The 12565-nt window shown below is 64.4% G+C and carries 10 protein-coding genes; all 10 read right to left on the bottom strand.

From position 1 onward, the window contains the following. Positions 1-21: 21 nt before the first annotated feature. Positions 22-1326: a GTPase HflX gene (gene hflX / locus D2N39_RS13965; protein WP_233557169.1), complete on the bottom strand. Its 1305-nt coding sequence runs from the start codon at positions 1324-1326 to the stop codon at positions 22-24. A gap of 35 nt (positions 1327-1361) precedes the next feature. Then, on the bottom strand, positions 1362-1595 hold the full coding sequence (hfq, locus tag D2N39_RS13960) for an RNA chaperone Hfq (protein ID WP_054303569.1): 234 nt from the start codon (positions 1593-1595) through the stop codon (positions 1362-1364). A 138-nt stretch (positions 1596-1733) separates the two neighbouring features. Next, entirely contained in the window at positions 1734-3248 is a 1515-nt protein-coding gene (locus D2N39_RS13955) for a potassium transporter TrkG (protein ID WP_119135424.1), read from the bottom strand. A 17-nt stretch (positions 3249-3265) separates the two neighbouring features. Next, positions 3266-4642 (bottom strand): Trk system potassium transporter TrkA, encoded by a 1377-nt coding sequence (gene trkA / locus D2N39_RS13950; protein ID WP_119135379.1) that lies wholly within the window; start codon positions 4640-4642, stop codon positions 3266-3268. 71 nt (positions 4643-4713) lie between these two features. Next, the gene (locus D2N39_RS13945) at positions 4714-5268 is read right to left on the bottom strand and encodes a hypothetical protein (protein WP_119135378.1); all 555 of its coding nucleotides are present in this window, start codon (positions 5266-5268) and stop codon (positions 4714-4716) included. Position 5269: 1 nt separating this feature from the next. Further along, entirely contained in the window at positions 5270-6679 is a 1410-nt protein-coding gene (gene ntrX / locus D2N39_RS13940; RefSeq protein WP_119135377.1) for a nitrogen assimilation response regulator NtrX, read from the bottom strand. Then, complete coding sequence (locus tag D2N39_RS13935) at positions 6676-8922, bottom strand: sensor histidine kinase NtrY-like (RefSeq protein WP_119135423.1); 2247 nt, start codon at positions 8920-8922, stop codon at positions 6676-6678. The genes ntrX and D2N39_RS13935 overlap by 4 nt, the downstream gene beginning before the upstream one ends. A gap of 124 nt (positions 8923-9046) precedes the next feature. Further along, positions 9047-10411, bottom strand: a complete 1365-nt coding sequence (locus D2N39_RS13930) for a response regulator (RefSeq protein WP_119135376.1) — start codon at positions 10409-10411, stop codon at positions 9047-9049. Further along, positions 10411-11514, bottom strand: a complete 1104-nt coding sequence (locus D2N39_RS13925) for a two-component system sensor histidine kinase NtrB (RefSeq protein ID WP_119135375.1) — start codon at positions 11512-11514, stop codon at positions 10411-10413. The genes D2N39_RS13930 and D2N39_RS13925 overlap by 1 nt, the downstream gene beginning before the upstream one ends. Continuing rightward, a complete protein-coding gene (dusB, locus tag D2N39_RS13920) occupies positions 11511-12491 on the bottom strand; it encodes a tRNA dihydrouridine synthase DusB (protein WP_119135374.1) in 981 nt (326 codons plus the stop codon). Before dusB ends, D2N39_RS13925 begins: the two co-directional genes overlap by 4 nt. Positions 12492-12565: the final 74 nt, after the last annotated feature.

Here is a 12565-nt window from a genome sequence, read left to right as displayed (position 1 = left end):
GGCGGCCACTGGCCGCCCGTTTCACTGCAGATCGCGGTAACGCTTTTCCTGTCGCGCGGTCCAGCGCACGCGGATTGTCCAGCCATCATCTCCGGGCTGTTCGTCCTGCACGACTCCCTCTGCATGCAGCCACGCCCGCTTGCGTCCTTCGGTAAAGCCGAGAGTCAGGCTCCGGTCCGTTTTCTCCTCGTCGAACGCAAGGCTGACCGCCTCCAGCAGCGTCGCAATCCCCTCGCCGGTCAGGGCCGACACCGCAAAGACCCCCTCGCGCGCCGTGCTTTGTGCCAGCAGGGCCTCATGCGTGGTGGGGTCCAGCAGGTCGAGCTTGTTCCAGACCTCGATCATCGGGGTTTCCGCTTTCACGCCAAGGCTTTGCAGGATGTCGGCCACATCCGCCGCCTGTTCGGCGGTTTCGGGATGCGCGATGTCGCGGACATGCAGGATCAGATCGGCCTCCAGCACCTCCTCCAGCGTGGCGCGGAAAGCGGCAACCAGTTGCGTCGGCAGGTCCGAGATGAAGCCCACCGTATCCGACAGGATCACCTTGCGCCCCGAGGGCAAGGTGACGCCGCGCATGGTCGGGTCCAGTGTGGCGAACAGCATGTCCTTGGCCAGCACCTCGGCCCCGGTCATCCGGTTGAACAGCGTCGATTTGCCCGCGTTGGTATAACCCACCAGCGCCACCACCGGGAATGGCACCTTGCGCCGGGCGCTGCGGTGCAACTCGCGCGTTTTCACCACCTTTTCCAGCTGGCGGCGAATGCGGATCACCTGATCGTCGATGGCGCGGCGATCCGCCTCTTTCTGCGTTTCGCCGGGGCCACCGACGAAGCCGAAACCGCCGCGCTGGCGTTCAAGGTGGGTCCAGGCCCGCACCAGCCGCGTGCGCTGATACGACAGTGCCGCAAGTTCCACTTGCAACACCCCTTCGCGTGTCCGGGCGCGGTCGGCGAAGATTTCAAGGATCAGGCTGGTGCGGTCCAGCAGTTTGACCCCCCATTCCTTTTCCAGATTGCGTTGCTGGATCGGCGAGACCGGCCCGTCGATCAGCACCAGCTCTACCTCATCGGCGTGGAACTTCGCCTTCAGCTCGGCCAGCTTGCCGGAACCGAACAACGTGCCGGGATGCACGCGCGGCAGGCGCACGACCTCGGCGCCCAGAACCTCCATCCCCGGCAGAGCGAGCGCAAGCGATTCGGCCTCGGCCAAACGTAATTCCGGCAAGCGGCGACTGGCCTCGGCCCGGATGTCCGGGTGCAGGATCCATGCCCTGGTGGGCTGTGCGGCGGTTTCATGCAGTTCAGCCCCACCGTCACGCGGCGGCAGGGAAAAACTGTCATCGTCCTCTGGAAGGTCAGAAATCAGTCTTCACCCTCGTAAAGATTGATCGGCGCACCGGGCATGATGGTCGAAATCGCATGTTTGTAAACAAGCTGCGATTGTCCATCGCGGCGCAGCAGGACACAGAAGTTGTCAAACCAAGTGATGACGCCCTGAAGCTTCACCCCGTTGATCAGGAAAATGGTGACCGGAACCTTCGCCTTCCGGACATGATTCAGGAAAGCGTCCTGTAAATTTTGTTTATCGGCAGCCATTCTTTTATTGCCTTTTTTTGTCGCGCGGTTCTGTCCGCCGCCCCTTCCCAGTCGTTCCGTCAGGCAGCGGAATCAGTATGTCTGGCAAATCTGTCAGATTCCAGCCCCAAAATCAGGCCGTTATCGCCCACAATGGCATTACTTCCGCCACTGCTCGGGTGCCAGAAGCGCCAGCAGGGCCAGCGCCTCGACCCGGCCCAGCACCATGGCGAAGCCAAGGACCAGCTTGGCCGGTGTGCCAAGGGCCGAAAACAGCACAGGGCTTTCGCCCGCGAAACTGGCGATCGGTCCGGTGGTGGAAAGCGCGGAAATCGCAAGGATCAGAGATTGATCAAAGCCTTGCCCGGTCAGGGTCAGTGCCGCGACGATGACCGCGATGGATACCGCGAACAGCATGAAGAACACCCAGGCCAGCCGCGCCCCCTCGCCCCGCAGGCGTCGCGCCACCGGGCCCTGCCCGCCGATGGAATGCGGATGGATCAACCGCTCCATCTCTCGCTGGCCATGGCGGAACAGCGCATAGACGCGCAACAGCTTTACCCCGCCCGCCGTGGTGGCAACGCCCCCCCCGATCATGGCAAGGCCCAGCAGGATCAGCCCGTGGGTTTCCAGCCCCGACCAAAGCTGCGCTGCCGCCCATTGCGACGAGGGCAGCCCGGTGGTGGTAAGGAAAGACAGCGTGGTGAAGGCCGTTCCCCACAGCACCCGCAGGAACGAAACAAGGTTCTGCCCTTCGGCATTCTCGATGGCGCCGACCCAGTGGCGCAGAAACAGAACGCCTGTCACCGCCATAACGATGGCCGCAGCCATGCGCAGTTCCGGGTCATGCGGAAAGGACCGCGCCCTTTCGGCCAGACCCGGCCCGGCGGGATAGGCGCGGCGCGTGATCGCGGGCAGCAGGAACAATGCGATGAGGATTTCGCCGGGTATGCCTGCCCCCGTCACCGCCGCCGTGCCACCGGGCAGGATACCGCTGGTCGAGATGGTGGCCATGGCAAGGCACAGCCCGCGAAATCCGCTTTCGCCCAGCATCACAAGCCCGATCCATAGTGCGAGTGTGAAAGCGGCATAGACTGGAAACAGTTGCACCGCGAAGCGGGTCACGCGCTGCGACGGATCGGCGATGCGGGTGATCTGCGGTGCGCCGGCCCCCGGTGTGCCCCGCCCGGCCAGAACCTCCATCCCGCCAAGGTTCATCGGCAACAGCACCGCAACCCCCATGAGCAGGATGAAGAACCCGCCCAGCCAGCCCACCAGTGCGCGCCACAGATGCAGCGCATCCGACAGGCGGCCCGGCATTTCATAGACGGTGGCGCCCGTGGTGGTGAAGCTGGAGAGCATTTCAAACCAGGCGTTCACAAATGACGTATCCCGCACCGCCTCGTTCAGCGGCACGGCGAGCATGAGGGGCAAGACCAGATAGGCCCCGACCAGCGCCTTCAGATGGCTGTGACGCGCATCGCGGGGCTGGCGGTTGGCGGTGGCCAGCGCGATCACGCCGGTCAGAATCGAAAAGATCAGCGTGGCATAGGCGAAGGCACGGCCCACCGGGTAGTCCCGATGGGCAAAGGCATAGCCCGCAGGCACCAGCATCGCAGCCGTCGCAATCCCCATCAGGATCACCAGCAGCGGCAGGTTCAGCAGGCGGCGCATCGGCATTGGCCGCGCCCTCAGAAAAAGTCGATGGAGACTTGCAGCAGCCGCTCCACCTCGGGCACGTCCTTGGCCATGGCAAACATGGCGATGGCATCGCCCTCGTCGATGCGCAGATCGCCTGTCGGCTTCATCACCTTGTCGCCCTTCATCACCGCGCCGACCAGCACGCCCTCGGGGAATTCAATGTCGCGGATCAGCCGCCCGGCCAGGGGCGACGTGCCCAGAACCTGCGCCTCGATCACCTCGGCCTCGGCGTCGCCAATGGAATAGATCGCACGCACCCGGCCATGCCGAATATGCCGCAGGATCGACGAAACAGTGGTGGCGCGCGGGTTGATATAGGCGTCGATGTCCAGTTCCGCCATCAGCGGAACCAGTGTCGGATCGTTCACCAGCGCAATCGCCATCGGACAGCCGGCCGATTTCGCCCGGACCGAGACCAGCATGTTGGTCTTGTCGTCATCGGTCACCGCCAGCACCGCGTCGGCGCGGTCGATTGCCGCCTCCATCAGCAGGTCGATGTCCATGCCATCGCCGTTCAGAACGATGGTGCGTTCAAGGTTGTCGGCGGCAAATTCGGCGCGGGCGCGGCTTTTCTCGATCACCTTGGCGCGGATGCGGTCGGTCCGCGCCTCCAGCGCCTTGGCCACCGCCAGCCCGACATTGCCGCCGCCGATGATGACCACCCGTTCCTGTTTCTTCGCGGCCTTCCCGAAAATATCCAGCGTGCGGCCCACATCGTCGATATGGGTGAAAACATAGATCTGATCTTCCGCGAACAACTGGTCGCCCGGTTCGGGCGTGAACAGCCGACCCTGACGGCGCACGCCCACCACGATGGCACGCAGGGTGGAAAACAGTTCGTTCAACTGCCGCAGCGGCGTGTTCAGCACCGGGCAATCCTCGGCCAGCACGATGCCCAGAAGCTGCGCCCGGCCGTCAAAGAAGCTTTCGGTGTCGAAGGTCGTCGGCGCCGCCAGCCGCTGCATCGCGGCCTCGGCAACCTCTTTTTCCGGGCTGATCACCACGTCAATCGGCAGATGATCGCGGCGATAGAGATCGGAATAAAGCGCATCCAGATAGTTCTGTGCCCGAAGCCGCGCGATCTTGCGCGGCACGTCAAACACCGAATGGGCCACCTGACAGGTGACCATGTTCACCTCGTCCGAATGGGTGGCGGCAATGATCATGTCGGCATCGCGGGCGCCTGCGCGGTCCAGCACATCAGGATAGCTGGCAAAGCCGGTAATCCCCTGCACATCCAGCGTTTCTGTGGCGCGGCGCACCAGATCGGCACTCATGTCCACCACGGTCACATCGTTGCGTTCGCCTGAAAGATGGCGGGCGATCTGCCAGCCCACCTGTCCCGCCCCGCAGATGATCACCTTCATCGGAAACTCCCGGCCTTGATCGGGTCAAGGCATGGCATGGGTGGCCGATGGGGTCAAGGATGGGGAATGGGTCAGAAACAGGGGTTTATGACCGGCAGACGTGGGGTTTCCAGCACAGTATCCAATGAACTGGGTATTAGGTCACGCAGGAAATGTGCCTTGATCGACTCCAGATCGAGATCATTCTCTGGGGTGAAGGCCGAGCAGAACCCAGCCGGTCTTGCTGCCAGCTGTTCAGAAAGCAAGGCTCGCAGGTCGTTCTCTGATATTGGTGGATAGGCGTTCTTGGCGGAAAAGCTGATGACTTGTGCCAGGCGTTTCTGCATCTCGGACAATTCGGGCCCCGGATGGGGATCACACAGGCGCAATGCCGCTTCCAACTCGGACAATAACAACAACACGCAGCCGACTGCACCTTTCCCTGACCCATCAATGGCTTGGATATCGCCATCCCGCCGCGTCACCTCAACTCCGCCTGGCATTTGCAGACGCTCGCGGCCATCGGGCAGATGTTCCACCAGAGCAGCATGATCGGCGAAAAGTCGGTCAGGATCGAATGGAAAGGCCGGCTCGGCCAGCGCGGCACCCGAGGTCAGGAGGACGAACCCGATGGCATATGCCTGCATCTCAATCCTCGCCCTCGTCATCCTCGTCCATCTCGCCCGCGCCACGCGCCTTGGCGCCGGTGACCACGCCCAGCGATTTCAGCTTGCGATGCAGGGCTGACCGCTCCATGCCGACGAAATTCGCCGTCCGGCTGATATTGCCGCCGAAACGGTTGATCTGGGTCAGCAGGTATTCCTTCTCGAACAGCTCGCGCGCCTCGCGCAACGGCAGGGTCGCCAGTTGACCGCTGATCACCAGCCGCCCGTCATCGCTGCCGCCGCTTTCCTGACCCGGCAGTTCACGCGCCTCGATGGGGCCGGAGCCGTCGCCGAGGATCAGGATGCGCTCGATCACATTGCGCAACTGCCGGACGTTGCCGGGCCAGAGCATCGTTTGCAGCATCGCCTCGGCATCCTGCGTCAGTTCGCGCAGCGGCAGGCCCTGACTGCGGTGGAACATGTCGATGAAATGCCGGGTGAGTTCTGGAATGTCATCGCGGCGTTCCTCCAGCGAAGGCACGGCGATCGGCACTACGTTCAGCCGGTCATACAGCTCTTGCCGGAAGCGTCCGGCGGCGATTTCGGCCCGCAGGTCGCGGGTGGTGGAGCTGATCACGCGCAGGTCCACGCGCACCTTGTCCTGCCCGCCAGCGCGGGTGAATTGCTGTTCCACCAGCACGCGCAGGATTTTCGATTGCGTGCCCAGCGGCATGTCAGCCACCTCGTCGAAATAGACGATGCCGCCATGCGCCTGCTCCAAAAGCCCCGGTTCAACGCCGCGTTCCGGTGTCTCGCGGCCGAACAGCACCTCCTCCATCCGCTCGGGTTCGATGGTGGCCGAAGTCACGGTGACGAAGGGCGCGCCCGTGCGGTTGGAATGGGTGTGGATATAGCGCGCCGCCAGTTCCTTGCCCGATCCGGCCGGGCCGGTCAGCATGACGCGGCCGTTCGATTTGGTCACCTTGTCGAGCTGGCTTTTCAGCCCCCGGAAGGCCACAGACCCGCCCAGCATTTCCGACGAGGTGACATCGCGGCGCCGCAATTCGCTGTTTTCGCGGCGCAGGCGCGAGGTTTCCATCGCGCGGCTGACCACCACCATCAACTGATCAATGTTGAAGGGCTTTTCGATGAAGTCATAGGCGCCCTGCTTGATCGCCGCCACCGCGATTTCGATATTGCCATGGCCCGAGATGATGACCACCGGCACATCCGGGTTGTCGCGCTTGACGGTTTTCAGGATGTCGATCCCGTCCATCCGGCTGTCCTTCAGCCAGATGTCGAGGATCATCAGCGCCGGCTGCTCGGCGTTGATCTCGGCCATGCAGTCGTCGGCATTGGCCGCCAGCCTGACCTGAAACCCCTCGTCGCGCAGGATGTCCCCGATCAACTCGCGGATGTCGCGCTCGTCATCGACAATGAGAATGCTGCTCATGCGTCCTCCTGGCCTTCCGTGGCCGTTGTTCTGCCCCGCCCGCGTGCCTGTCTTGCCGCCCTTGGCAGGCGGATTTCGGCCATGGCACCGACGTGGGAATTTCCGTCGAACAGCGGGGCGTCGGTCAGCACCAGCGCCCCGCCATGTTCCTCGATGATCTTCTTGACGATGGGCAGGCCAAGGCCGGTGCCCTTGTCGCGGGTTGTCACATAGGGTTCAAACAGCCGCGCGCGGTCGGGCGGCAGGCCGATGCCGTTATCGGCAATGGTGATATGCGCCTCCTGCGCATCCACCACCAGCGCCACGCGGATTTCCGGGCGATAGCCCTCGGGTGCGCCCTTTTCCACCAGCCCCTCGACCGCCTCGCCCGCGTTCTTGATCAGGTTGGTCAGCGCCTGCCCGATCATGGTGGCATCCAGCTCCATCAGAAGCGGCGCGTCAGGCAGATCGGCGGTCAGCTTCACGTCGGGCAGCCCCATGTCCTGCAAGACCACCGCATCGCGCACCAGCTTCACCAAATCGGTCTCGCGGCGATCGGGTTCCGGCATGCGGGCAAATTTGGAAAACTCGTCCACGATACGGCGCAGGTCATTGGTCTGGCGCACGATCACCTCGGCATATTGATCCAGATCCGCCGCCTGATCACCCACCAACGGGCGGAACTTGCGCTTGATGCGTTCCGCCGAAAGCTGGATGGGCGTCAGCGGGTTCTTGATTTCATGCGCGATGCGGCGCGCTACATCGCCCCATGCGGCCATACGTTGCGCACTGACCAGTTCGGTCACATCGTCGAAGGCGACCACAAAGCCCTCGAGCCGGCCGCTGTCGCTGCGCCGCACGGCCATGCGCACCAGCAGGCTTTCCATCCGGCCGTTGCGCGTCAGGCGGATTTCTTCTTGCACCGCGGCGCCCCCCCCCTGACGCAGGCGATCAAACAGTGCCGCGAATTCCGGCACCGCCACCGCCAGCGCCATGTCGGCCTGACCTTCGCGGAAATCCAGCAGCCGTTCCGCAGCACGGTTGACGAAATCCACATCACCCTCGGCATCCAGACCGATCACCCCGGCGGTGACTGACGACAGCACGCTGTCGAACAGCCGACGCCGCCGTTCGGATTGCCGGTGGCTTTCCATCAGCGCGTCGCGCTGGCCCTTCAATTCGCGCGTCATGGTGTTGAACACGCGGCCCAGGGTGGCGATTTCGTCGTCGCCTTCTTCCTCGATCACCTGCACGTTCAGGTCGCCCTCGCCCACCCGCGCGGCAGCCGAGGCCAGGCGCCCCACCGGGCGGCTGAGCCGTTCCGCGAACCAGAGACCCAGCCAGATCGAGGCCAGAATGAGGATCAGCGCGAACCCCAGATACAGCAGCCCGAATTCAAACAGGATACGCCCGCGCGCCTTTTCGACCTGCTGGTAGAAGCGGACGGTTTCCTTGGTTTCGTCCAGCAGGCTCAGCAGGTTTCCATCCACCTCGCGCGAGATGTAAAGGTAGCGGTCCGCGAAGGCATCCAGATGCACCAGCGCGCGGAACTCATTGTTGTCCCAATCCTGAATGATGACGATCTCGCCCTTCTGGGCACGGGCGATCTGGTCCGGCGTCGGCTTTTCGAAATCGAAAAGATAGGATTTGTCGCCCCGCGTGCGCAATTCGCCGCCGCCATCGACCAGAAACGCCTCACGCAGCCCGCGCTGCACCCGTTCCTGCGCATCGGTCAGCACCGGGCGAAGCTGATCATCCTCCAGAAAGAAGGTCGATTGCTTGGTGACGTTGATAAAGGCCGCCAGCGCCTGCGCATCCTGCAACAGCGCCTCGCGGTGTTCCCGTTCATAGGCCTCGGCGGCAGCCAGAGAAGTGCCGACCACCCGTTGCACCCGGTCGGAAAACCAGCCCTCCAGCCCCACATTCACCGTCAGAACGGCAAAGACCGCCACCAGAACCGTCGGCGTCAGCGCCACCAGCGCGAAAACCCCGGTCAGGCGCAGGTGAAGGGCCGACCCCGCCGATTGGCGCCGCCGGTCTGCGATCATCCGCATCACGCGCGCCATGACCAGCGAGGCGACCACCAGCGCATAGACAAAATCGGCAAGCAGGATGACCCGAAGTGACGAGGAACTGGCGCCATCGTTCAGCGGCCCCAAAACCAGCAGCGTCGCGATGACCAGCACCGGCCCCAGCACCACCAGCCCCAGCGTCATCGCGGTCTGCACCCGACGCTGGCGCCGCAGACGGGCCAGCCGGATCATCCAACCGCTGTTCGCCGCAGCGCGCACATTTGCCCCCAAATCATCCGGGGCACCTGTGTCCCCGCAGCCATATCTTGCGGCGTGAATCGGATGGAGCCGAAAAGACACGCCATATGTTGCGGTTTTACATCAACTTGCGGCGCCGTGTCACGCGAATATCCAGCTCGGTGATCTTCTTGCGCAAGGTATTGCGGTTGATCCCCAGAAGATCGGCACATTTTGCCTGATTTCCGCCGGTCGCATCCAGCGCGATCTCGATCAGCGGGGCCTCGACCTCGCGCAGAATGCGGCCATAAACACCGGGCGGCGGCAGTTGCCCGCCATGCAGATCGAAGTAACGCTTCAGGTGGCGCGCGACTGAAGCTGACAGCTTGTCGCTTTCGCCAATGCCCTTCATCGGCTCTGGCAGCGGCAGGCTGCCGATGGCCGATTCGACCTCGGCGCGGCTGATTTCGGGTTCCGAGGATGTCACCATCAGCCGCTTCAGCGTGTTTTCAAGCTGACGGACGTTGCCCGGCCAGCTATAGGCCCGCACCAGCTCGCGCGCCTCTGCCGACAGCCGCCGCACCGCGCCGAAGTCACGCTCGCCCCGCGCGAGGAAATGCTCGGCCAGCAGCGGGATGTCATCCACCCGCTCACGCAGGCTTGGCACATGCAGCGTCACGCCGCCCAGCCGGTAGAACAGATCCTGACGGAAGGCGCCCGCCTCCATCCGTCCGGCCAGATCGGCCTGCGAGGTCGCCATGATGCGCGGCGCATTGTCGCCCAGCATGTCGAGCATGCGCACGATGCGCGCCTGCGCCTCGTCATCCAGATCGGCCACCTCGTCAAACACAAGACTGCCGCCGCGCGCCTTGGACAGCAGCGTCGCGGGCCCTTCCAGCCCTTGCAGATCCGCCGCCTGCGCCACCACGAAAGGCATGGTGCGCCGGTCGGAAAAATCATGGATCGCGCGGGCGATCAGGCTTTTGCCGGTGCCGCTTTCGCCGGTGATCAGCACTGCCAGATCGGTGTTCATCACCCGGGCGACCAGCCGATACAGCGCCTGCATCGCCGGCGTCCGCCCCACCAGCGGCAGGTCGTCGGCGGAATCGCGCGGCGCGCTGGCCTGCTTGGCCGGACGGCGCTTCACATCCAGCGCGCGCGCGGACCGCTTCATCAGATCCGGCAGGTCGAAGGGTTTCGGCAGATAATCGAAGGCCTCGGCCTCGGCGGCCTGAATGGCCGTCATGATGGTGTTCTGCGCCGAGATCACGATGACCGGCAGGCCCGGACGCATCCGGCCGATCCGGGGCAGCGCCTCCAGCCCGTTGCCATCGGGCATGACGACATCCGAGATCACCAGATCGCCCTTGCCTTCTTCGACCCAGCGCATCAGCGTCACCAGCGAGGAGGTGGCATGCACCTTGCACCCCGCCCGGGTCAGCGCCTGGGTCAGCACCGTGCGGATCGTGCGATCGTCGTCGGCAACAAGAACCGTGCCATCCATCAGCCTGCTTCCTTCTTCTGCAAATCACGCGGCGCCACGGGCAGCGACACGCGGAATACGGTGCGGCCGGGAACGGAATCGACCCCGATCCAGCCTTCATGTTCGGTGACGATCTTCGACACCAGCGCGAGGCCCAGCCCCGTGCCGTTTTCCTTGCCGGAAACGAAGGGTTCAAAGATCTCGGCCGCGATGCCGGGTGGCAGGCCGGGGCCGTCGTCGATGATTTCCACCTGAAGCGGCAGCGCGCGGCCGGTGCCATCCCGGCGACGCAGGCGCAGCGACAGGTCATAGCGGGTGCGCAGTGTGATGGTGCCGCCCTCTGGTCCGGCCGCCTCGGCCGCGTTCTTGATGAGGTTGAGGAACACCTGCATCAGTTGATCGGGGTCGGCATGGGTGGGCGGCAGTGAGGGGTCGTATTCCTCGACAAAGCGCATCTTTGCGGCAAAACCCATCATTGCGGATTTGCGCGCCCGGTCCAGCGCATCATGGATGTTCACCACCCGACGCTCGGGCGGGCGCACATTGCCAAACTGTTCCACCTGTTCCAGCAGCTTCACGATGCGGCGGGTTTCCTCGACGATCAGGTCAGTCAGCTCCCGGTCCTCGGTCGAAAGGCCCATCGACAGAAGCTGCGCCGCCCCGGCGATGCCTGCCAGCGGGTTCTTGATTTCATGCGCCAGCATCTCGGCCATGCCGATCGCCGATTTCGCCGCCGTCTTGGCTGCCCCCGCCCGGCCCAGCCGGTCCGCGATCTCGCGCGGGGAAATCAGCAACATCAGCACATCGGGGTTATCGGCCATCGGCGCGATCTGCACCGTGCATTGCACCGGCGGGCGTTCCCCCGTGGTCACATCGACATCGTTGATGAACAGGGCCGATTGATTGGCACGGGCACGCGCGAACGCCTCGTCCATTTCGGCGTCGATATGGATGCGGTCGAAGACGGGCTGCCCCTTCAGGCTGCGGGCAGAGGCATTGAGGAACAGTTCGGCCGCCGGATTGGTTTCCAGAATCCCGCCGCGTTCATCGACCAGCAGTGCAGGAATGGGCAGCGAGGCCCAGATGACGCCGGGCACGGGATAGGGCTGGCGATAGCCTTTCATGCGGCCTCCCTTTCCTGCTGCCGGAAGGTCTCGCGCAGCGCACGGGAAACCTGCGCGGGCACGTCGCCGGTGATGATCGGCCCCCGCGCGGTTTCCAGACCTGCGACCTCCAGATACCAACCCAGATGCTTGCGCGCGATGCGCAGGCCCAGATCGGCGCCGTAGAATTCCAGCATCGCCTCGTAATGCCCGATCACCAGATCGGCCAGCGCATCACCCTGCGGCACCTGCGGCGCGGGCCTGCCGTAAAGCGCCGCAGCCACCTGCGCCAGCAGCCAGGGCCGCCCCTGCGCGCCGCGCCCGATCATCACGCCATCGGCGCCAGACTGCCGCAGGGCCTCGGCCGCCGTTTCGGCATCCATGATGTCGCCATTGGCGATCAGCGGCACGGTCACCGCCTGTTTCACCGCGCGGATCGCGGCCCAGTCGGCCTGCCCCTTGTAGAACTGGCAGCGCGTGCGGCCGTGGATGGTGACCATGCGCACGCCTGCCGCCTCGGCCCGCCGGGCCAGCTCGGGTGCATTCAGCAACGCATCATCCCAGCCCAGCCGGGTCTTGAGCGTCACCGGAACCTGCACCGCGCCCACCACCGCCTCGATCAGCCGCAGCGCATGGTCCAGATCCTTCATCAGCGCCGAGCCGGAATAACCGTTCGTCACCTTCTTCGCAGGGCAGCCCATGTTGATGTCGATGACACGGGCACCCTGCCCCTCGACATAGCGCGCGGCCTCGGCCATCCACCACGGGTCACGCCCGGCCAGTTGCACCGATGTCGCGGCCTCACCAAAGCCCAGTTCCGCCCGCGCACGGGCCAGAGGCCGCGCCTGCACGACTTCCTGGCTTGCGACCATCTCGCTTACCACCAGGCCCGCGCCGAACGACCCGACCAGCCGACGGAACGGCAGATCGGTGATCCCGGCCAGCGGTGCCAGCAGCACCGGAGGGTCAAGCTGGATTTCGGCCAATTGCAAAGGCACCTTGGGCGTTCCTTGTCTGTTAATTCGGCAGCTACCCCTGCCACGGGCAGGTGACAACGGCAAGACGCTGCAAA

The sequence above is a fragment of the Gemmobacter lutimaris genome, from assembly GCF_003570715.1.
Classification (GTDB): Bacteria; Pseudomonadota; Alphaproteobacteria; order Rhodobacterales; family Rhodobacteraceae; genus Gemmobacter; species Gemmobacter lutimaris.
This window is presented reverse-complemented; position numbering and strand designations above follow the sequence as displayed.